Origin of the sequence: Yersinia sp. KBS0713, from assembly GCF_005937895.2 — a bacterium.
Lineage (GTDB): Bacteria > Pseudomonadota > Gammaproteobacteria > Enterobacterales > Enterobacteriaceae > Yersinia > Yersinia bercovieri.
Genome location: NZ_CP042173.1, coordinates 1,095,941 through 1,117,564, shown reverse-complemented (window position 1 = coordinate 1,117,564; position 21,624 = coordinate 1,095,941). Strand labels below are relative to the sequence as shown.

Sequence of the window (21,624 nt, the reverse complement as noted above, 5' to 3'; positions counted from 1 at the left end):
TCGATTAAAATCAATATAATGATAGTTAATATCAGCTGGTTTATATTTGTTACAACTAAAGTTAACCCAACCTACCTTTGGCAAGCATTTATTCACAAAAGTAAGGATATGATCTTAATCAATGCATTTAAAACAATAAGCTAAAAATCATAGTTCGCGTCAGCTTATTATCACGCAGAATTATTATTCTCCCGTTAGGCTTATCTTGATCTCCTCTTATTTTTCGCTAGATAACCCTACCCTGTTTTTACCATTGCCAAACCAAGATGCGGCTTAACCTTGCTGCCTGGATAAAGAGAGGTTTCATTTTCTTGTGCAGGTATCCATATCCGTGAGCACACCTTTTCTAATAAGGCCTTATTGTGACTAAAAACAATTAATCCGAGCGGGCGGTGAGCCGCTTCAGCCAATAACACGTGCCAGACTTGCGCCTGAATGTGTGCATCCAGTTGCGCGGTAACTTCATCAGCAATCAAATAACGAGTGCGCGGGTCCAGCGCTCGCAGCAGCGCAATACGGGCCAACTCCCCGCCAGATAGCTCATCCGGCCGACGTTTCAACCAATCGGGATTCACCGCCATTCGCTCAAGCCAGTAGCTATCTGGCCGCCAGGCATCATGCAGGCTATCTCCCGTGGTGCGGTAAGGATTGAAGCTCTGTTCCGGGTGCTGAGGCACCAGTTGGACCGGGCAATACCCTTTTTTCGCCAGCGGTGCCCCCCCGAGCAAAATTTGCCCTGAGGTGGCTGATTGCCACTGTGCCAGCACCCGACCAAGGGTGGTTTTACCAAAGCCACTGGGGGCGGAGATGCCCAATCGCTCCCCCGCTTTGAGAGAGAAGGAGATAGAATCCCACAGCCGTCTTCCCCCCTGATCAATGGTCAGATTGTCGACACTAAACATACTCTGCTACCTCCGTCGACGATAGTTTCTGGCTGACAAATTGCTGCTCCGGCAGTGCCGCCCATAGCGATTGTAACCACGGGCTACCGCCATTATTTTTCAGCTCATCCGCACTGAGTGTTTCGTGCAATTCCCCCTTATGCAATACCGCAATTTTGTCGGCAAAACGGGCCGCCAGCGCCAAATCATGAGTGACCCACAAAATGCCGCGCCCTTGCTGACAAAAAGCCCGCAAGTGGGTGAGTAACTGGCAGGCATGGTCATCATCTAGCCAGGAGGTCACTTCATCGGCCAGAATATAGCGGGCATGGGTCAGTGTTGCGCAGCTGGTCAGGACACGTTTTGCCATCCCGCCAGAGAGTTGACGTGGGAAGTCGTGAACCAGCCCCGGTGCCAAATTGTAGGTTTGCAGCTGCATGGCGACATCTTCCAGCCGCAGTTTTACACCACTGAGCTGTGCTGCGCGGGTCATTTGCGACCCCACTTTAATCAAGGGGTTTAGGGCGCTGACCCCTTGGGGGACATAGCACAGGGTTTTGCCACGCTGCTCAATTTTGTCGCGAGCACACAACACCTCGCCATCCAGGATAATCTCGCCATGACAGCGCATATTATCCGGCAGCAACCCCAGCGCACTTTGCAGCAACAGACTTTTACCTTCACCACTGCCACCCACTAACGCGACCAACTCCCCCGGATTCACCTCCAGTGAAATGTGACTCAGCAGAGGATGCCAGGTTTTTCGCCCTAACCAGCGGTAATGGGCAACATCAATGGCAAACCTTTCAAATTTCAACATCAGGTTATCCTCACCCAGAGCTGTTGCAGTGATCGGGCAAACTGGTCAAATATCAGCACTAATCCCACCAAAATCAATCCGGGGAAAAATGCCAGCCACCATGCCCCACTACTCAGATAGCGTAATGCATCGGCTAATAATATCCCCAATGACGGCTCATGAGGTGACAACCCAAAGCCGAGAAAACTGAGTGCTGCGCTGTGTAACACCGCATGGGGGAACATCAATAGGGTGCCAACAATCCACTGCGGTAGTAATAACGGTAGCAGATGATGACGCCAGCGGTAAAAATTACTGTTACCCAGCCGATGAGAAAGCATCACATAATCAGTTTCACGAATACGTAAAATTTCCGCCCGTAGAATCAAGGCCAGTTTGGGCCAGTGGGTGAATGCCACCGCCAGAATAACCCCCTGTTTTCCGCCGCCCAAGGTGAAGCAAATCAGCACTAACAGCAGCAAATGTGGCAGTGCTAACATGCTGTCAATCAGCCCACGAATCAGATAATCCAGCGTTTTATTCACCGCACACAGACTGGCGGTGAGCATCGCCAACAAGCCACTGGCAAAGGCGGCAATTAGGCCAATCTGCAAGCTGGTGGTCATGCCCTGAAAACAGCGCAGCCACAGATCACGCCCTAAACTGTCAGTGCCGAACCAGTAGATCATTGATGGCGGCTGACGACGAGCCATCAAATCCATTGGAACGTCAACGGGATAGATGGCCCACCCATAAATGATCAGAATGGATAATAGTGCTATTGAGACAAACAGCCGGAACAACGCCCGGTTCGGGTTATAAGTCATCATGGCCGTGCGGCCCCCCTGTTCAGACGGTGTAACAGGACATTGGCCACACTGTTACCGCAGAAAACCAGGATGGCGCAAAACATCACGATCCCCATCAATAGCGGAATATCACCATGTAGCCCGGCATCAATAGTCGCCTGCCCTAGGCCGGGATAGGCGAAGACTTTTTCAGCGAGTAACGATCCCCCCAACAGCTCCCCCACTGAAGCGAATTGCAGACAAAGTGCCGGGGTTATCGCATGGCGTAAAATATGGAAATTCACCAACGACCAGCCTTTATCCCCCTGCGCTTGTGCATAACGAATAAATTCACTGTTCATCACCTCGGCCACCCGGGCGCGGGTATGCAGGGCGATGTTGCCGACCCCCAATAGCCCCAGAGCTAGCATCGGCAAAATAAGATGGTGCAGTTTGTCGCCCCAACCGGCGGTCTCGGCGTTACTACCCGGTGTCCATGCACAACAAATCGGTGCCCAATTCAGCTTTACCGCGAACAGTGACAGCAGCAATAGACCAATCCAGAAGGTGGGCAGCGAGGCCAGCAAATAGGAGAGCGATGAGATAGCACGATCTGGCCAGCGATTGAGGTAGCGCCCCGCCGTTAGCCCCAGCAGTAACCCAACAATACCTGAGAACAACCACGCCGAAAGCAGTAACGCGAATGAGGTTGCAAACCGCTCGCCGATCACCTGTGAGACCGGCGCGTTGTACAGCATCGAGTAGCCCAAATCCCCTTGTACGACCTGGCTAAACCAGTGTAGGAATCGCTGCCATAGCGGTAAATCCAGCCCCCACCGCGCTGCAATCAGCGGATATTGCTCCGGTGGTACATGTAGCAGCTCACTGCCAATGTAGGCACGGATGGGATCGACGGGGGAGAAGCTCAGTAGCGTAAAGGTGCCCACTGCGGTGACCAGCAGCAGGCAAATTAAGCGCAGAGCAAAAAACGAGATGCCCTTCATTACTGGCAAATCCATTTCCAACTATCGAGGCTATTGAGCAGTGACCAGGAGCCGTGGATCTCTGGCGCCCCCTTACCTAAATCAACGCAATTATTAGCCAGATATGTATGCTGAATATTCAGCAACCATGCCCAGGCCGCATCGCCACGAATACCAGCCCCCGTGGCTCCATCCCAATCCACCTGCTGCCAGAATGGCACCGCTTGTTCCCAAGTGGGGGCATCCAGTGCCTGTTGCAGATGTTTATCTACCACCGGATTCTGGTAATAGCCCGGATTGTAATACTCCACGCCCGCCGCTTTGCTGCTGTAGTGATGGTACAGCTCCATTGGGTCCAAACTGCCCCAGCCAAACAGGGTGGGATTGGCATGCATATTTCGCTCTACGGTTTCCCAACTGCCTGATTTTAAATCAACATCAATGCCGATAGGTTTTAGCATCGAGCGAACGGCCTGCGCTAAATCACGGCGCGTAGTATCACCACTGGCATACCAAAGGGTTATTTTTGCTGGCACACCACTCTTTTCCCGAATGCCCTCTTGGTTCAGCTTCCAGCCAGCTTGCTCCAAAATCTGTTTGGCTGTTTCGCTATCACCATCCTTGATGACCGAATCCGGATTATTCCATGGTAGCCCCTGCACGCCGGTATAGGCCGGGATAGCATGGCCCTCCATGATTTGCGAGGCCAGTAGCTGGCGGTTGATGGCGTAGTTAATCGCCCGGCGAATCGCAATATCAGCCGTGACATCATTCCCAATGGGGTCACCATGGGCATCTTTTTTACCCGCTGGCGTGGTCGGGAACACAATGCCACGGTTTTCGACACTTGGTCTGACCCATAACTTCATGTTATTGACCGGGCCTGCCGCCATTGATGGGGGAATACGTACCACACCTAATTGCCCACTTTGTGCTGCTGCAAAGGCGCTATCTTCATCAAGGAAGACAAAAATCAACTTGTCAAAATCGTTTTTACTCCCCGCATAGTAAGGATTCGCCTCCACAATCATCTGCTGACCGGGTTGGAAACTGACTAAGCGGTAGGGGCCGGCACCAATAGGTTTTTGCGCATATGTTTTAGCATCGTATTTATCGGCTGAAACAATCCCCAGTGAACCCAATACATTCACAAAAGTACTTTGTGGGGCTTTCAGTTGGATACGTACATTGAGCGGGTCGATCTCTTCGGCACTGAGGAAGTTACCCATATCAACTTTCCCGCCACTGGCAGCGGCATTGTTGTAAGTAAAGGCCACATCTTTGGCTGTCAGCGGCGAACCATCAGAGAATTTGAGATCGGGTTTGAGTGTCAGTAACCAGGTTTTACCATCGTCACTGCTCTTATACTGACTCAGCAAAAAACTATTCCAGCTAAGATCTTCATTCTGTTTCAGCAAGGGGCTGTGCAGTAGCAAATAGCTGCCATGACTCCACCCTAACATGGGATCAAAACCTTCGGTTGGTTCATCACCGATAGCCAGTTGTAGTGTGTGGGGGGGTGCAGCGCTGACCGAAATAGATAATGCACTCAATAAAGTGGCGGTCAGTAAGGTATTGCGGAGCAATAGACGTTTAGACATGTATCATCCTTGGACAAATTAGCTAGCGAATATAGGTCATTGCCTGTCAGAGACAGATTCAACAAGCAATTAAGCGTAGCACTAAACATTAATATGGGTAATATTGCCCCTCTTTAGTAGTAATGACTAATTTTCTATTCATTGATTAGAACTTTAAAGTATTTATGTGACAAATATCGGATTTAGATGAGGTAAATCAAAAAAAGCCAGGTCAGAAATAAAATAATTAACAGATGAAATTGATCTACATCGATAAAGCAGTAAAAAACATCGAGCTTGAATAACAGATATAATCCTTACCATTCAACCTAACCACAAGATTTAACTATCGTAATCTCATTACCGAGAGGCTTAGCCTATGAATTAGCCCACTTATTATTTGCTATTGCTTTATCAAGGTGATTAATTGTCGACTGATCACTTAAGCTATTATTTTGCGCTTCGAATAATCAAAACAGTGCCGAAATAACAAGGAAGATTCCAACCGGAGGTTATTATCCACTGATTGAAACATATCATAATAATAGCAGGAAGCATTCTTAGTTGGCATTCATTGATGCCAGCGGCCAAAAAACCAAACTTTGAATACATATACTTCTACGATCGCAGAAATAAAAAAACCTCGCCGGGGCGAGGTTTTTTTTACAGCTAAACGCTTATTGCAGCAGTATAAATTACAGCGCTACTACGTTTACAGCTGAAGGGCCTTTCTGACCCTGTTCGATGCTGAACTCTACGTTCTGGCCTTCATCAAGAGTTTTGTAATCAGTGCCTTGGATTGCAGAGAAATGTACGAATACATCTTTGCTACCGTCAGCAGGAGAGATAAAACCAAAACCTTTACCAGCATCAAACCATTTTACTAAACCAGTCATTTTATTAGACATAAGATATTTCCTTCATTATTAGTGCCAATATTTGGCTATTGAGGTCTGCTTATCAAGAGTTACTTATGGGGGCACTAAAGAAGGAAATTCGTCGGAGAAGTGATGTCTAAAAATATCGCTTTAACTAGGAACTGCTTTACTTAAATGGCTTACATAAATAGGTCTGTGCTACAAACCGATGAAGCTATTAACGCATGCTAAGATATTAATAGCAAGGCTTATTTATTTTGCCCCTCAATGAATGATAAGCACAAATCACTCATAAGTTATGGTAAAACTCAAGGTAATGCATCGCCCGATGGCACTCTACACCGAGGGCGAAACAGAGATTCTAGCGGATGAGGTTATGCTCAAATTTCGTTATACTGCCACTCAAAATCGGAAGTCGTCATAAAGGAAAAGCAATGACAATGCGAGAGCTTGAAGTCCAGTTTCTTAATGCAATGAGTGAGTTGCAGTCAACTTTTGAGAAGCAGCATCAGACATGGCAGGCAAGTTTTACCGCACTGCAATATGAGCTGGAGCAGTCAAAAGCACGAGAGACAGCATTGCGTGCTAAAAATGATATGTTGCTTAGAAAGCTCAATACCGCGAACACCTTGCCAGAGCAACATTCGCTGGTCAGACAGATAAAAATGCTGGGTGCCCATCTTGATGCGCTGGCGAAAGATGCCGCAGCGTTCAACCATCATCTGAATAATCAGCAGAGAAACAGTGATAACTTCAGTGGCAATACCCCTTAAACACTTCGTTGAATTTATCGGCTCAGGCGATTTAACAGCCAGATAATTTTACGTTACCAATTTCACCTTGTAGGGCGCAAAGAAACACTCAATGACGTGGATAATTATTGCTGTTCTGATCGTGGTTTTTATTGTGGGCTACCGTGTATTGACATCAGATACCCGTAAGGCTGTGGATACGCTGGCTAATTTACTGAAGATAAAACCCATATATATTGAGTCGATGTTGCAAGAGATGGGGCAACGTCAAACTCAAATGTTTATCCGCTCCACCAGCAATGGTTACGCCGAGGATGTTAGAAAGGCGGCATATCTGGTTTTCATCTATCAGACCTTTATTAAAGATCCCTCCGACGAAAATGTAATGCAATGGCGAAACACGCTGGTTCGCGCACATATATCCCCAATGCTAACGGCCGAACACACTGAAGCGGCATTGTTCTATTTTGCTGAGCTGGATTTAGATGCCTTTGAATTGGCGCAATTCCGCCGCCACTATAATCTGCATTTTAATCAGGAAGCTGACGCCGTATTGCATTGATAATAGCACTACGGCGCGATGATATGTATTGCGGTAGGGTAGCGCGCTAAATGGTCTGAAACATGCTGTTCAGGTAGCGCAATAATATTTCCCTTGAACTAAAACCGTGAGCAATACCGTAGCGATCTGCGGCTTCCCCCGCCAGATAGAGTGGAAACTCAACATACTTATCACTGATACGAATGGTGGCTGTCGGTGTGGCAAACAGCAAACTTTTATCTTTTTGCGCGGGGTGGATAACCAAAGCGGTCCTACCCATGCGAGCTTCACGATTCACATAAACATAGTGTCCCGCTTTCCGATAACCGTAAGCCTGATCAACCGTATAATCCCGCTCAAAGCCGGCACTCTCCAGCACTCTAGCCACTTCATCTGGCCGTAAATACATTTACTTTCCCTCTTTTTAACTACTATTGAGCGACCTTACCGCAATAAATAAGGGAAACCACCTCTTTATTGGCTCAAAACGGCTATTTAGGAATAGTCCACACGCCACTGCGAGGGGATGAGGGGGGCATGTCGGCTAAATAACCGAGTCAGTCAGCAATAATACGCAGGCAAGTAATAGACCACACAACGTCACGACACCGAAAATCAGTTCAAACAGATAGCGATTGATCATGATGATTAGCCTATAAAAAAAGACACCCGGCATTAACCGAGTGTCTGGAATTGGCTAGATGGTGCGGTACAAGGCCCGCATTCCGGCGTAATTATGCAGCTGGAGCTGTTACTGATTTTTTAGCCGCTTTGTGATGTTTTTTAGCGGCTTGTGCTTTTTGAGCTGGCGCTTTTTTCACCTGTTTTTTAGCAGCCTGTGCTTTTTGTACTGCGGCTTTTTTCTCGTGTTTTTTAGCTTTAGCAGCTTGTGCTTTCTGCTCTGTTGTTTGTTTGGTGGCTTTATGCTTTTTATGTTGAGTTGCTTTAGCTGGTGCAGCTTTCTCTACAGCGGGTGCCGCAGTAGTAGTGGTAGTCGCTGGTGCCGCAGCAGTTGCAGTCGTTTCAGCAGCGAAAGCAACAGAAGACAGACCCATAGTTGCAGCAACGATCATCGCTAATACTTTTTTCATTTTCAAATCCTCAGAGTTTTTTCGCTAAGCCCCCGATGGGGCCGTTGGGAAGAATCATAGAGGAATGAATTTTCTCTTTCCGTGAGTCATTGGTTTCGCTAAGTAACCAAATGTACAAAGTCATGGTGATGATGATTGGTGCCATAAATGCTACTCACCTTCGGATTACTCCTGAAGCCCATTTATCGGCTGATTGATGGTCTATGCTTAATATTCATCAGGCAAATGGAGAGTCAAATGTTCAAAAAATCAGAAAAAATCGAAAGAGACCTCGATCAAGATGTGACCCTTCTGGCAGATACTCTCGACGATGTCTTGCGCTCATCAGGTGAGAAAACCAAAGAGGAGCTGACCAAGGTGCGCCAAAATGCCGAAGGGGTTTTACGTGATGCTCGAGCGCGGTTCAGTGGCTCGACCAGCCTTAAGCAGCATGCCCGCGATGTGGCCGGCAATGCAGATAACTATATCCGCGATAAGCCATGGCAAGGTGTCGGTATTGGTGCCGCCGTCGGTATCGTACTGGGTGTGCTGCTGGCACGCCGCTAAAATCAAGCTGATGCCGATAACTCATCACCCTCATTGCTGTGTCTACTGTATTTGAGTTGCGTTTGTTTATCGGCGGCCCAGGTGACCCTCACCTCGGGCCAACACCTTCTATCCCTCAGATAAAGCGCTGACTATTTTTGCCAGCCGTGCCACCAGTTGATCGGTTTCTGTCACTGACGTCAAATTAGTAAAGCCCATTAGCAGGCCATTCTCTTGGTTGCCGCCCACTCTCTCTGCCAGCGCCCAGTCTGATAGAGCCTGAATCGCCAGCCCTTGGCGCTGAGCCTCTGCGGCAACAACCCGATCAACAAAACGGCTATCCAGCCGCGCCAGTAATTGAATGCCACCCGACTGCCGTTCAACCTCGACGATACCCGCAAGTTGCCGCATCAGACTGACGGATAACATTTCGCGACGCTCTGCATAGAGGTGGCGCATCCGTTTAAGGTGGCGATAAAAATGCCCCTGATTCATAAATTCCGCCACACTGGCCTGTATCAATGGCGGGCAGGCGCAGGTGCGCAATTGGCAACGGTGATTAAATACCGCCACCAGCGCGGGGGGCACCACCAGATAGGCCAGCCGCAGTGCTGGAAACATCACTTTGCTAAATGTTCCGGCATAGAGTACCCGCCCTTGCCTATCCATACTTTTCAGCGGAGGCAGTGGTCGGCCCTGATAGCGGAACTCACTGTCATAATCATCCTCAATGATCCAGGATTGCTGCTGCTCAGCCCAATCCAGTAGCGCCATGCGCCGCACTAAACTGAGCGCCACACCTAATGGGCTTTGATGTGCCGGTGTGATAATGGCAAAACGCGCCTGCGGGCAACACTGAGTGGCGGCGCTCACATCCATGCCTTCGTCATCCACCCTCACTGGATGTGGAATCAATCCCGCTTCGCGGATCAGCTGTTGAGTCGCTGGGTAGCCGGGATCTTCCAGCCAGCCACAATCACCGGGTTTCAGTAAGCTACTGACCACCAAATCCAGTAGCGATTGATAACCAGCACAGATAAATACTTGTTCCGGTTGGCAACTAACCCCCCGTGAGAGCTGCAAATAGTGAGCAATTGATGCACGTAAGGCGGGTAATCCGGTGGCGGGAGGGTGCCCGAGTGATGCGGCGGTCAAGCTATGCAGCTGTTTAGCCATCATTCGCCCCCATTGCGCGCGCGGGAAGGCATCCAGTGCTGGTAGCCCCAACTGAAACGGCAGCGCCATCATACGATTAGCTGATAATGCATGGTTGACGGCAATCGGCTGACGGCCTTCAGCTACACTGTTCAATGGCAGCAAAGGGGCATCAAGCAGCTGGGCTGAAACGTAAGTTCCCCCCTGCCCACGGCTTTGTAAAAAGCCCTCGGCAATCAATTGGGCATAGGCGTTTTCCACAGTCCCGCGCGCGACCCCCACTTCACTGGCCAGCGCCCGAACCGAGGGCACCCGAGTATTAGGTAGCAGTGCGCCCTGAACAATCGCATCTTTAATACGTTGATAAATCTGGCGATAAACCGGCTCGTTTTGTTGACGATCCAAATTCAACAGGCGCGAAAACACCTTCATCATGACCCACTAAAATAAGTAATTTATGGCCCTATAGTATAGGCCATGGTGTTGCTAGAGTAGCGCCATATTTTACTATCAACATCACAGGTAACTATCATGGTTAAGCAGCGCCTCTATTTTTCCGAACTCTCTCCAGCCACCTACAAAGCACTGGTAAACACCTCCCTCACGCTGGATAAAAGTTCGTTGCCAAAAGCAATGATCGAATTGATTTTTATGCGGGTTTCACAAATTAACGGCTGTGCGTTCTGTCTGGATATGCACGGTAAATTTTTACGGGCCAATGGCTTTGATAACGCCAAAATGGATACGATCGCTGGGTGGCGGCTGAGTCATGCTTTCAGTGAAGCTGAACGGGCGGCACTGGATTGGGCAGAAGCGGTCACTAACATCACCACCAGCGGCACACCTGATCATATTTTCGACGCCTTGAAGGCCCATTTTACTGATGCCGAAATTTCTGACTTAACTTTTGCTATCAGCATCATGAATGCATTTAACCGGTTAGCCGTCAGTCTGCGCCAGTAACAGATCCATCCCGCCCCCTTCTGCGTTAAAAATATTTTTACCCTGCTCATTATTACCAAACTCTGCTGCCAGCCCCGTGCTGGCGGCCTTGTCTCTATGTGGCTCACAGAATACATGCAAATAACTACATATGGTGTGGTTGAATTAAATAAACACTAGATATAGTATTTAACTATCATCTGCGGGAATGAAACTGTGGTTGATAATCAGGGGCAGGTCGTCACGACACACGAACAACCTGGCTAATTACGCCTTTCCTCAATACAAAAGGTAAATGCGAATCATGAGCATTATTATTTACAGTAAACCCGATTGTGTCCAGTGCAATGCCACCTACCGGGCTTTGGATAAACAGGGAATCGCTTATCAGGTCATTGATTTAACAGAAGATATGCAGGCATTAACTCACGTTAAATCCCTTGGCTATCAGCAAGTGCCGGTGATTATTGCCGGTGATGACCATTGGTCTGGCTTTCGTCCCGATAAAATAAGCGCACTGGCTCAAGCTGTCAGTGCCTGATGAGGGCAATGGCATGAACCCGCTGGTCTATTTTTCCAGTTCGTCACAGAACACCCACCGTTTTATCGGGAAGCTCGAACTCCCTGCGATACGAATCCCCATTGCGGGGGCGCGGGGAAAATTACGGGTCGAGCAACCCTATATTTTGTTAGTACCCAGTTATGGCGGCGGCAGCCCGGTAGGCACAGTGCCGATTCAGGTCATTCGGTTTCTCAATGATCCCCATAACCGTTCACTGATTCGCGGTGTCATTGCCGCGGGTAACACTAATTTTGGCGACGCCTACTGCCTGGCGGGAAAAATCATCTCGCAAAAATGTCAGGTGCCTTATCTGTATCGTTTTGAACTACTGGGTACAGCTGAAGATGTGGCAAACGTGCGCAAGGGAGTAACTGAATTTTGGCAACGACAGAACTGAAAATCACCGATCCATCCAACAGCGAGCTTAATTATCACTCACTGAATGCGATGCTGAACCTCTATGACGCAGACGGGCATATCCAATTTGATAAAGACCGGCTGGCAGCGCGGCAATATTTCTTGCAGCACGTCAATCAAAACACCGTGTTCTTCCATAATTTGCAGGAGAAACTCAACTACCTGATTGAGGAGGAGTATTACGAAAAAGAGGTTCTGGATCAGTATGACTTCAGCTTTATCAAGAGCCTATTCCAGCAAGCTTATAGCAAAAAATTCCGCTTCCCGACTTTCCTTGGCGCGTTTAAGTATTACACCAGCTATACCCTGAAAACCTTTGATGGCAAACGCTATTTGGAGCGCTATGAAGATCGCGTTTGCATGGTTGCGCTGACACTGGCGGCCGGTAACCCACAACTGGCGCGGGAGTTGGTCGAGGAGATAATCTCTGGCCGCTTCCAACCCGCCACCCCGACCTTCCTCAATTGCGGTAAAAAGCAGCGCGGTGAACTGGTCTCCTGCTTCTTGTTGCGCATTGAAGACAATATGGAGTCCATTGGTCGCTCAATAAACTCGGCGCTGCAGTTGTCTAAACGTGGCGGCGGGGTGGCTTTCTTGCTGAGCAATATTCGTGAAGTCGGTGCGCCTATCAAGCGGATTGAAAATCAGTCCTCCGGGGTCATTCCCATCATGAAAATGCTGGAAGATGCTTTCTCTTACGCCAATCAATTGGGGGCGCGACAAGGTGCGGGGGCAGTCTATCTCCATGCCCATCATCCCGATATTTTGCGTTTTCTCGATACCAAACGGGAAAATGCTGATGAAAAAGTGCGCATTAAAACCCTGTCACTGGGGGTGGTTATCCCGGATATCACCTTTGAGCTGGCGAAAAATAGTGAGGATATGTACCTATTTTCGCCTTATGACGTAGAGCAGGTCTACGGCGTGCCAATGTCAGAGATCAGCATCAGCGAAAAATACCGCGAAATGGTTGATAACAAACGCATCCGTAAAAGCAAGATCAAGGCGCGCGAGTTCTTCCAGATCCTGGCAGAGATTCAGTTTGAGTCCGGCTACCCCTATATGATGTTTGAAGATACGGTGAATCGCGCCAACCCAATCAAAGGCCGGATCAATATGAGTAATCTGTGCTCAGAGATCTTGCAGGTTAATTCACCTACCGAATATAACGACGACCTCAGCTATCGTCATATTGGCAAAGATATCTCCTGTAATTTGGGTTCACTGAATATCGCCCACACCATGGATTCACCAGACTTTGGTAAATCCATTGAAACCGCCATTCGTGGATTAACCGCAGTCTCTGACATGAGCAATATTCGCTCAGTACCCTCAATTGAAAAAGGCAATCAGGAGTCCCACGCTATTGGCCTCGGGCAGATGAATCTGCACGGTTATCTGGCGCGCGAGCGCATTTTTTACGGCTCAGAAGAGGCGCTGGATTTCACCAATATCTACTTCTATACCGTGGTGTACCATGCGATCCGGGCATCTAACCTGCTGGCAATAGAGCGCGGTTGCCACTTTAAGGGCTTTGATGAGTCGGCTTATGCTTCGGGTAGCTATTTCACTAAATATATCGCACAGCGCTGGCAGCCTAAAACCGCCAAGGTAGAGGCGCTGTTTGCCGATGCGGGCATTACAATTCCCGACCAGCAAGATTGGGCCGCCCTGCGCCAATCCGTGATGGAACACGGCATCTATAATCAGAACTTGCAGGCCGTGCCGCCAACTGGTTCAATTTCATATATCAATCATTCGACATCAAGCATTCACCCGATTGTCTCTCCAATTGAGATCCGCAAAGAGGGCAAGATTGGTCGCGTCTACTATCCCGCACCTTATATGACCAACGACAATCTTGAGTATTATCAAGATGCTTATCAGATAGGGCCGGAGAAAATCATCGATACCTACGCCGAGGCGACTCAGCATGTCGATCAGGGGCTATCACTGACACTCTTCTTCCGCGATACCGCCACCACCCGCGATATTAACAGAGCGCAGATATATGCCTGGAAGAGAGGGATTAAAACTATTTATTACATTCGGCTGCGTCAGATGGCGCTGGAAGGCACGGAAGTCGAAGGTTGTGTTTCCTGCTCGCTGTAAATGAATAAAATCGGGTTAATAAGGAAGCCACTATGAACGCAGTAAAACCGATAACACGCATCAGCGCCATTAATTGGAATAAAATTGAAGACGATAAAGATCTGGAAGTCTGGAACCGTTTGACGGCTAATTTCTGGCTGCCGGAAAAAGTCCCGCTATCCAATGATATTCCCTCTTGGGCAACATTGACCCCCAATGAGCAGCAGCTAACAATTCGCGTTTTCACCGGGTTGACTCTGCTGGATACCATTCAAAATACGCTGGGAGCACCGGCGCTCATTAAAGACGCCATTACCCCCCATGAGGAGGCGGTATTTTCGAACATCAGTTTTATGGAAGCGGTACACGCCCGCTCCTATAGCTCCATTTTTTCGACACTTTGCATGACATCTGATGTGGACGATGCCTATCGCTGGAGTGAGGAAAATGGCCCACTACAAAAGAAAGCCGATATTATCCTTCAACACTATCATAATGATGATCCGCTGAAGAAGAAGATTGCCAGTGTATTCTTGGAATCATTTCTATTCTACTCCGGATTCTATTTGCCGATGTATTGGTCTAGTAGAGCTAAATTAACCAACACCGCGGATCTTATTCGGTTGATTATTCGTGATGAAGCAGTGCATGGCTATTACATCGGCTATAAATTCCAGAAAGGCCTAGAGAGAGTCGATAATAGCCGCCGTCAGGAAATAAAGAATTTCGCCTTCGATTTGCTGCAAGACTTATATGATAATGAAGTGCGCTACACCGAAGACCTTTATGATAAGGTCGGCTGGACAGAAGATGTCAAAAAATTCCTGCACTATAATGCCAATAAAGCATTAATGAATTTAGGTTATGAAGCATTATTCCCCGCCAGCCAGGCGGCGGTCAGCCCGGCTATTTTGGCGGCATTATCGCCAAATGCAGATGAAAATCACGATTTCTTCTCTGGTTCTGGCTCCTCTTATGTGATCGGTAAAGCGGTCAATACCGAAGACGAAGATTGGGATTTTTAAGCTTTCTCACTCTGCATCTTCCTCCCTTTGTCAGAGCATAAAAATTGAGGGGTCAAGACCAACAGGCAGCCCTATTGAGGTTGCCTGTTTTTTTTCTGCTATTACCCTCCAATTTCGCCCTAAAGATACCCCATCGACCTCGCCCTATTTTTGCCGGTTCAACGGCCAGAGCAAGTAGCAGAATTTGAAATTATCATCTCGCGATACATTTGGCGACAGACCAGAGCATTAGGGGACTCCGCCCATCTGGCATGGCCAACAAAAATACCCTATTAGCCCAGCTAACTACACCTCTACAGAGCTAAATGAGAGCCAATTTTCAGGAAAGATATAATCAAAAGTGATACAAAATAATATTCACTATATATGCGTAATATTTATACCAATAATCGACTAATTATCCATTACTCTCACCGACAATATTAGACAATTTATCAGAGCCAAAAAACCACAATATTAACGCATGTAAATCAATCATTCCAAATGATATATATTGAAACAGTGACCATTGCGAATTTGATTATAAGGATATTGAGGGTTGTCTCAGATTCTCACTGTGTTAGGGTATATAGCGCTCTATTTTTCCATCAGGATAACATCGATCGAATAAACATAATTCAAAATTGACAGAGGGATATACCAGCTGCATGGCAATTAAACTCGAAGTAAAGAATCTATATAAAATATTTGGTGAGCATCCCGAACGGGCTTTTAAACTGCTTGAATCCGGCAAGAATAAAGAGCAGATATTTGCTAAAACAGGTTTGTCCGTTGGCGTTAAAGATGCCAATCTGGCCATTGAAGAAGGCGAGATATTCGTCATCATGGGATTATCCGGCTCCGGTAAATCCACCCTGGTACGCCTTCTCAATCGTCTGATAGAACCTACTCGTGGCGAAGTGCTGATCGACGGCGAAGATATTGCCAAAATATCGGATAGCGCCCTGCGCACTGTGCGTCGTAACAAGATCAGTATGGTCTTCCAATCCTTTGCATTAATGCCCCACTTGAATGTTCTTGATAATACCGCATTCGGCATGGAGTTGGCTGGCGTCCCTCAACAGGAGCGCCACGAAAAAGCCATGGAAGCTTTGCGTCAGGTGAGTCTAGACAGCTACGCCTACTCTTATCCCGATGAGCTTTCCGGCGGGATGCGGCAACGTGTCGGCTTAGCCCGCGCAATGGCCAACAACCCCGACATCTTATTGATGGATGAGGCTTTTTCCGCCCTCGACCCATTAATCCGTACCGAAATGCAAGATGAGTTGGTCAAGTTACAGGCCAAACAGCAAAGAACCATCGTCTTTATCTCCCATGACCTGGATGAAGCCATGCGCATTGGTGATCGTATTGCCATTATGCAGGGCGGCGTGGTCGTACAGGTCGGCACCCCAGATGAGATACTGAACAATCCGGCTAATGACTATGTGCGCACCTTCTTCCGTGGCGTTGATATTAGCCACGTCTTCAGCGCCAAAGATATTGCGCGCCGACGTCCAGTCTCTTTGATCCGCAAAACACCGGGTTTCGGCCCCCGTTCAGCATTAAAACTGCTTCAGGATGAAGACCGCGATTACGGCTATGTGCTGGAGCGCGGGCAGAAGTTTATTGGCGTGGTATCGATAGATTCACTGAAAAAAGCGTTGGCTGAAAACCAGTCGTTGGACAGCGCCTTACTGGCTGATCCCGCACCGGTTCCCGCAGATATGCCCCTCAGTGAGCTGATCTCACTGGTGGCACAAGCACCGTGCGCGGTGCCGGTGGTCGGTGAAGACAACAGCTATATCGGTATTATTTCCAAGGCCATGCTGTTACAGGCCCTAGATAAGGAGACGCCAAATGAGTGATCAAATCCAGATCAATGATCAAACCGTCAGTAACCCGTGGGCCACGGATGCGGCGTCGACAGCCCCTGCCGTCACTGACACCGCCCCTCAGAGTCTGTCAGCCGCAGCTGACCCTTGGGGAGCCAGTATGGCCGAGGGTAGCCATACCGCAGGGAGTGCCGGCCACGAGGCTGCCGCTCAGGCGGCACAGAGCCAAGTGGCAAATACTGACTGGTTAAACAGCGCACCTGCGGCGGCACCTGAACATTTCAGTCTGATGGACCCGTTCCACACCACCTGGTTGCCACTGGATTCATGGGTCACTCACGGCATTGACTGGGTGGTACTGCACTTCCGCCCACTGTTCCAGGGCATTCGTGTACCGGTCGACTTTATTCTCAGCGGCTTCCAGCACTTACTGTTGGGTATGCCAGCACCGGTGGCAATTTTGGTTTTCGCCCTGATAGCCTGGCAGTTCTCCACCTTAGGGATGGGCGTGGCGACACTGGTCTCACTGATCGCCATCGGCGCTATCGGCGCGTGGTCACAAGCCATGGTGACACTGGCGCTGGTTCTGACCTCGCTATTCTTCTGCATCCTTATCGGGCTACCGCTCGGGATATGGCTGGCGCGTAGCAATAGTGCCGCACGTATTATTCGGCCACTGCTGGATGCCATGCAGACCACGCCAGCCTTCGTCTATCTGGTGCCGATCGTCATGCTATTTGGTATCGGTAATGTTCCGGGCGTCGTGGTCACCATTATCTTTGCGCTACCACCGATTGTTCGCTTGACCATTTTGGGCATCAAACAGGTGCCGGAAGATCTTATTGAAGCCGCAGAGTCCTTTGGTGCCAATCCACGCCAATTACTGTTCAAAGTGCAGTTGCCACTGGCGATGCCAACCATTATGGCAGGTGTGAACCAAACCCTGATGCTGGCACTGTCGATGGTGGTTATCGCCTCAATGATTGCCGTCGGCGGTTTAGGTCAGATGGTTCTGCGCGGTATTGGTCGTCTGGATATGGGGCTGGCAGCTGTCGGCGGAGTGGGCATCGTGATTCTGGCGATTATTCTTGACCGCCTAACCCAATCATTAGGCCGAGATCGCCGCAGTAAAGGTGTTGGTCGCTGGTATGCCACCGGCCCGATTGGACTACTCACCAAACCATTTCGTAACAGCAAATAACTTTAAATAATCACACTCAATATTATACCCAAAGTCATTGGCGTTGCGGCAAGGCAGCAAGCAAGTAAATCCCGATGAGCTTACATAAGTAAGTGATTCGGGTGCGCGAGCGCCGCTAACACAGCAGCAGCGTCAAGGACGAAGGGAATAAGGGGAAAATTATGCGTAAGACAAGAATCTGGATATTAGCCCTCACCACACTGATCAGCACTCAGTTATCCGCCGCAGAATTACCGGGCAAAGGCGTTAGCGTCCAACCGCTGCAAAGCACCATTTCCGAAGAGACCTTCCAGACCTCGTTGGTCAATAAAGCGCTAGAGAAGCTCGGTTACGACGTCCAGCCAACCAAAGAGGTTGACTACAATGTCGCCTATGCTTCCATTGCCGCAGGTGATGCCACCTATCTGGCGGTAAACTGGGAGCCACTGCATAACGACCAATATGCCGCAGCCGGTGGCGATGCCAAGTTTTATCGTCAGGGTAACTATATTGAAGGGCTGGCGCAGGGCTATCTGATTGACAAAAAAACCGCCGATAAGTACCACATCACCAATATTGAGCAGTTAAAAGATCCGAAAATCGCCAAGTTGTTTGATGCCAATAATGATGGCAAAGCCGATCTCACCGGCTGCAACCCAGGCTGGGGCTGTGAAGCGCCGATTAATCATCAAATCAAAGCTTACGGCTTGAGCGACACTGTGACCCATAATCAGGGCAACTATGCCGCCATGATTGCCGATACCATCACCCGCTACAAAGAGGGTAAACCGATTCTTTATTACACCTGGACCCCCTATTGGGTCAGTGATGTCTTAGTACCGGGGCGGGATGTGGTGTGGTTGCAGGTGCCGTTCTCTTCCCTGCCAGATAAAACTATCGACACCCAACTTTCTAACGGCGCGAACTATGGTTACCCACCGAGTGTGATGCATATTGTCGCCAACAAAAAATGGGCGGAGGCCAACCCCGCTGCCGCTAAACTGTTCTCTGTGATGAAATTATCAATTAATGATGTGAATGCTCAGAACATGCGGATGCATGCCGGTGAATCATCAGATGCTGATATCGAACGCCATGTGAACGGCTGGATTCAAGCTCATCAGGCCACCTTTGATGGTTGGGTGAATACCGCCGCACAAGCAGGAAATGCAAAAATAACCCAATAAAAATTGATATCTCCCGGAAGAACTTGGAGTTGTAGGTAGGCAATAAACGAAGGCGAGGCCCATGGATGGGCCAACTAACAAGCCTGGCGCCCACGACTTCAAGTCTTAAGGGGATAAAAACAACGAAGCCCTGAGTTATTGCTAACTCAGGGCTTCTGAATGTTGGCGGTGCGGACGGGACTCGAACCCGCGACCCCCGGCGTGACAGGCCGGTATTCTAACCGACTGAACTACCGCACCACGCTGCTGTTCCGGTTAAGAACGAGACGGATATTACGTATCGAAGGTGCTGGCGTCAACACTTTTTCTAGCAAAATAAGCTGGTTGCGTAGTTTTTCATCGGGTGTCACTCTATTCTGCGTTTGCGCTGCCTTCCGATTCAAGCGGCATCCGCCACAAACAGCTCCCGCCCTTTTTCATCACTAAATCGAGGCGCGACTCATGGGCCGCCAATTCATCCTCTGCGGCATAAATAATTTTCAGCCCGGATGCTGGGCGGGTAATGCGCTGAATATCGTCGGAAGAGTCATTCTGTGACTGATCACCCTCCATTGAGAAAGTGAGCGACGTCTGACCGCCAGTCATCGCCAGATAGACTTCTGACAGAATTTCGGCATCAAGTAGCGCGCCGTGCAGTGTTCGCTTGGTATTATCGATCAGGTAGCGATCGCACAGCGCATCGAGGTTATTACGCTTGCCGGGGAACAGGCGGCGCGCCATTAACAGGCTATCGGTGATGGTACAGAAGGTCTCCGTTTTCGGAATATCCTGCTGCAACATACGGAATTCATGATCCATAAAGCCGATATCAAACGCCGCATTATGGATGATTAATTCTGCACCACGAATAAACTCGAGAAATTCAGGCGCAATATCAGCAAACGTCGGCTTATCCGCCAAAAACTCATCGCTAATACCGTGAACACCATATGCCTCTGGATCAACCAGACGATCGGGCTTCACATACACATGGAAGTTTCTGCCGGTCAGACGGCGGTTGATCACTTCAACTGCGCCGATCTCAATAATCCGATGGCCTTCATAATGAACGCCCAGCTTATTCATACCGGTGGTTTCAGTATCCAGAACAATCTGTCTGGTCGGTGTAACGATCATATTGCCAGTGCTCATAGCGCTCGTTTATGTCAGACTTAACGTTTAAACAGATAGGAAGAGTCTACCAGAGATGACTAAGCAGGTAGAGATTTTCACCGACGGATCTTGCCTTGGCAATCCGGGACCCGGTGGTTACGGCGCAATTTTGCGTTACAAGCAGCATGAAAGAACCTTTAGTGCCGGCTACTATTTAACAACCAACAACCGCATGGAACTGATGGCTGCCATCGTCGCCCTTGAGGCGCTGACCTCACCTTGTGAAGTGACGCTCAGCACTGATAGCCAGTATGTACGCCAGGGTATTACTCAGTGGATTCACAACTGGAAAAAACGCGGCTGGAAAACCACCGATCGCAAACCGGTACGTAATGTGGATTTATGGCAACGTCTGGATCTGGCGATCCAAACCCATACCGTGCAATGGGAATGGGTAAAAGGCCATGCAGGCCACCCGGAAAATGAACGTTGCGATGAACTGGCCCGCCAAGGGGCGAATTCACCGACGTTAGAGGATACTGGCTATATTCCCAATTAATATGTTGCCACCAAATTAGGGCTGATCGCGATAGCTTTTGGTGGCACCAACGGCGCGACTGAACCAAGGTTTACGCGCACCGAACTTCATCGGATTGAACGTCAGTGGAATGGTGCGTTTACGGGCGACAATCAGGCTAACGCAACCTAACGCCGGCAAGTGGGTGCTAATAAAGCGCCCACCTTCTTTATGCCAGGGTAAAACGTGAAAGCGCGACAGATACAAAACTTCATAATTTAGCAGGCTCAGCCAATCCAGCAAACGCATCTGGGTAAACATCCGGCTAACATAGGGCTGTCGCTGGCGTAATATGGGGATAAACTTTCCTGCACCCAGCATACTCATTGGATTAAAGTTACTGATAACCAGCCAGCCGTCGTCGATAAGCACCCTATCCATCTCACGTAAAATGCGGTGTGGATCAGCAGCATAAGCTAAAGTGTGAGACAGCAAACAGGCATCCACTGATTTTTCAGCGAAAGGTAACTGGTACGGGCTGGCAAACACTTGCATATTTTTGCCTCTTTCCCCCACATTAACCTGATGGGAGATGACACATTTATCGCTGGCGATTTCGGCACTTAAATGGCCTATTTTCAGCAAGTGAAAACCAAAGAATTTGGGCCACCAAGGCTGCAACTGCTGCTCAATTGCCGCGCGATAATACTCTCCCCAAGGCAACTCAGCCCAGGATGTGGGTGCATCAATCTTTCGGCGCGTTTGTGCTGGTTTCATGTTTCTACCCAATAGATTTCAAGGTGCGAGAAGGCGGCAAGCAAGTC

General features: G+C 48.9%; 23 protein-coding genes and 1 tRNA gene. 12 read left to right on the top strand and 12 right to left on the bottom strand.

Going from position 1 to position 21,624, the window contains the following annotated elements:
• Positions 1-236: 236 nt before the first annotated feature.
• The 6 genes from FFE93_RS05190 to FFE93_RS05165 all read right to left on the bottom strand — a co-directional run bounded on the left by FFE93_RS05190 (position 237) and on the right by FFE93_RS05165 (position 5,939).
• Positions 237-902 carry an ATP-binding cassette domain-containing protein gene (locus tag FFE93_RS05190; RefSeq protein ID WP_032898215.1) on the bottom strand — a complete coding sequence of 222 codons (666 nt, stop codon included), beginning with the start codon at positions 900-902 and terminating at the stop codon, positions 237-239.
• The gene (locus FFE93_RS05185; protein WP_032898214.1) at positions 895-1,701 is read right to left on the bottom strand and encodes an ATP-binding cassette domain-containing protein; all 807 of its coding nucleotides are present in this window, start codon (positions 1,699-1,701) and stop codon (positions 895-897) included. Before FFE93_RS05185 ends, FFE93_RS05190 begins: the two co-directional genes overlap by 8 nt.
• Entirely contained in the window at positions 1,701-2,507 is an 807-nt protein-coding gene (locus tag FFE93_RS05180; protein WP_032898230.1) for an ABC transporter permease, read from the bottom strand. Before FFE93_RS05180 ends, FFE93_RS05185 begins: the two co-directional genes overlap by 1 nt.
• Positions 2,507-3,472, bottom strand: coding sequence for an ABC transporter permease (locus FFE93_RS05175; protein ID WP_072083940.1), 966 nt, complete (start codon positions 3,470-3,472; stop codon positions 2,507-2,509). Before FFE93_RS05175 ends, FFE93_RS05180 begins: the two co-directional genes overlap by 1 nt.
• Complete coding sequence (locus FFE93_RS05170; protein WP_138774874.1) at positions 3,472-5,052, bottom strand: ABC transporter substrate-binding protein; 1,581 nt, start codon at positions 5,050-5,052, stop codon at positions 3,472-3,474. The genes FFE93_RS05175 and FFE93_RS05170 overlap by 1 nt, the downstream gene beginning before the upstream one ends.
• Before the next feature lie 674 nt (positions 5,053-5,726).
• A complete protein-coding gene (locus FFE93_RS05165; RefSeq protein ID WP_005275958.1) occupies positions 5,727-5,939 on the bottom strand; it encodes a cold shock domain-containing protein in 213 nt (70 codons plus the stop codon).
• A gap of 404 nt (positions 5,940-6,343) precedes the next feature.
• Here FFE93_RS05165 and FFE93_RS05160 point away from each other — a divergent pair, with 404 nt between their 5' ends.
• Both FFE93_RS05160 and FFE93_RS05155 read left to right on the top strand, forming a co-directional pair.
• Positions 6,344-6,682 carry an MbeD/MobD family mobilization/exclusion protein gene (locus FFE93_RS05160; RefSeq protein WP_049602962.1) on the top strand — a complete coding sequence of 113 codons (339 nt, stop codon included), beginning with the start codon at positions 6,344-6,346 and terminating at the stop codon, positions 6,680-6,682.
• Between the two features lie 91 nt (positions 6,683-6,773).
• Positions 6,774-7,223 (top strand): DUF1198 domain-containing protein, encoded by a 450-nt coding sequence (locus FFE93_RS05155; RefSeq protein WP_005275954.1) that lies wholly within the window; start codon positions 6,774-6,776, stop codon positions 7,221-7,223.
• A 46-nt stretch (positions 7,224-7,269) separates the two neighbouring features.
• Here the strand turns inward: FFE93_RS05155 and FFE93_RS05150 are convergent, their stop codons facing one another.
• Both FFE93_RS05150 and asr read right to left on the bottom strand, forming a co-directional pair.
• Positions 7,270-7,611, bottom strand: a complete 342-nt coding sequence (locus FFE93_RS05150) for a DUF2002 family protein (RefSeq protein ID WP_005275951.1) — start codon at positions 7,609-7,611, stop codon at positions 7,270-7,272.
• Between the two features lie 325 nt (positions 7,612-7,936).
• Entirely contained in the window at positions 7,937-8,293 is a 357-nt protein-coding gene (asr, locus tag FFE93_RS05145; RefSeq protein WP_032898211.1) for an acid resistance repetitive basic protein Asr, read from the bottom strand.
• A 237-nt stretch (positions 8,294-8,530) separates the two neighbouring features.
• Between asr and FFE93_RS05140 the strand changes: the two genes are divergently transcribed.
• Positions 8,531-8,839 carry a YqjD family protein gene (locus FFE93_RS05140; protein ID WP_032898209.1) on the top strand — a complete coding sequence of 103 codons (309 nt, stop codon included), beginning with the start codon at positions 8,531-8,533 and terminating at the stop codon, positions 8,837-8,839.
• 108 nt (positions 8,840-8,947) lie between these two features.
• Here the strand turns inward: FFE93_RS05140 and FFE93_RS05135 are convergent, their stop codons facing one another.
• The gene (locus tag FFE93_RS05135) at positions 8,948-10,408 is read right to left on the bottom strand and encodes a PLP-dependent aminotransferase family protein (RefSeq protein ID WP_049602964.1); all 1,461 of its coding nucleotides are present in this window, start codon (positions 10,406-10,408) and stop codon (positions 8,948-8,950) included.
• A 96-nt stretch (positions 10,409-10,504) separates the two neighbouring features.
• On the opposite strand from FFE93_RS05135, the gene FFE93_RS05130 reads away from it, so the two are divergent.
• The 8 genes from FFE93_RS05130 to proX all read left to right on the top strand — a co-directional run bounded on the left by FFE93_RS05130 (position 10,505) and on the right by proX (position 19,191).
• The gene (locus FFE93_RS05130; protein WP_005275937.1) at positions 10,505-10,936 is read left to right on the top strand and encodes a carboxymuconolactone decarboxylase family protein; all 432 of its coding nucleotides are present in this window, start codon (positions 10,505-10,507) and stop codon (positions 10,934-10,936) included.
• A 283-nt stretch (positions 10,937-11,219) separates the two neighbouring features.
• Positions 11,220-11,456 carry a glutaredoxin-like protein NrdH gene (gene nrdH, locus FFE93_RS05125; RefSeq protein WP_005275932.1) on the top strand — a complete coding sequence of 79 codons (237 nt, stop codon included), beginning with the start codon at positions 11,220-11,222 and terminating at the stop codon, positions 11,454-11,456.
• A gap of 13 nt (positions 11,457-11,469) precedes the next feature.
• The gene (gene nrdI, locus FFE93_RS05120) at positions 11,470-11,874 is read left to right on the top strand and encodes a class Ib ribonucleoside-diphosphate reductase assembly flavoprotein NrdI (RefSeq protein ID WP_005275928.1); all 405 of its coding nucleotides are present in this window, start codon (positions 11,470-11,472) and stop codon (positions 11,872-11,874) included.
• Complete coding sequence (gene nrdE, locus FFE93_RS05115) at positions 11,856-14,006, top strand: class 1b ribonucleoside-diphosphate reductase subunit alpha (RefSeq protein WP_138774873.1); 2,151 nt, start codon at positions 11,856-11,858, stop codon at positions 14,004-14,006. The genes nrdI and nrdE overlap by 19 nt, the downstream gene beginning before the upstream one ends.
• Before the next feature lie 32 nt (positions 14,007-14,038).
• Positions 14,039-15,010 carry a class 1b ribonucleoside-diphosphate reductase subunit beta gene (nrdF, locus tag FFE93_RS05110; RefSeq protein WP_057649045.1) on the top strand — a complete coding sequence of 324 codons (972 nt, stop codon included), beginning with the start codon at positions 14,039-14,041 and terminating at the stop codon, positions 15,008-15,010.
• Between the two features lie 647 nt (positions 15,011-15,657).
• Entirely contained in the window at positions 15,658-16,857 is a 1,200-nt protein-coding gene (gene proV, locus FFE93_RS05105) for a glycine betaine/L-proline ABC transporter ATP-binding protein ProV (protein WP_005275920.1), read from the top strand.
• Positions 16,850-18,025, top strand: coding sequence for a glycine betaine/L-proline ABC transporter permease ProW (gene proW, locus FFE93_RS05100; protein WP_049602965.1), 1,176 nt, complete (start codon positions 16,850-16,852; stop codon positions 18,023-18,025). The genes proV and proW overlap by 8 nt, the downstream gene beginning before the upstream one ends.
• Before the next feature lie 161 nt (positions 18,026-18,186).
• A complete protein-coding gene (gene proX / locus FFE93_RS05095) occupies positions 18,187-19,191 on the top strand; it encodes a glycine betaine/L-proline ABC transporter substrate-binding protein ProX (RefSeq protein ID WP_057648634.1) in 1,005 nt (334 codons plus the stop codon).
• Positions 19,192-19,354: 163 nt separating this feature from the next.
• Here proX and FFE93_RS05090 read toward each other — a convergent pair.
• Both FFE93_RS05090 and dnaQ read right to left on the bottom strand, forming a co-directional pair.
• Positions 19,355-19,431, bottom strand: a tRNA-Asp gene (locus tag FFE93_RS05090).
• A 111-nt stretch (positions 19,432-19,542) separates the two neighbouring features.
• Entirely contained in the window at positions 19,543-20,307 is a 765-nt protein-coding gene (gene dnaQ, locus FFE93_RS05085) for a DNA polymerase III subunit epsilon (protein ID WP_032898229.1), read from the bottom strand.
• Positions 20,308-20,377: 70 nt separating this feature from the next.
• Between dnaQ and rnhA the strand changes: the two genes are divergently transcribed.
• A complete protein-coding gene (gene rnhA / locus FFE93_RS05080) occupies positions 20,378-20,842 on the top strand; it encodes a ribonuclease HI (RefSeq protein ID WP_005275904.1) in 465 nt (154 codons plus the stop codon).
• A 15-nt stretch (positions 20,843-20,857) separates the two neighbouring features.
• On the opposite strand, the gene FFE93_RS05075 is transcribed toward rnhA, so the two are convergent.
• Positions 20,858-21,577, bottom strand: a complete 720-nt coding sequence (locus FFE93_RS05075; protein WP_057648636.1) for a class I SAM-dependent methyltransferase — start codon at positions 21,575-21,577, stop codon at positions 20,858-20,860.
• Positions 21,578-21,624: the final 47 nt, after the last annotated feature.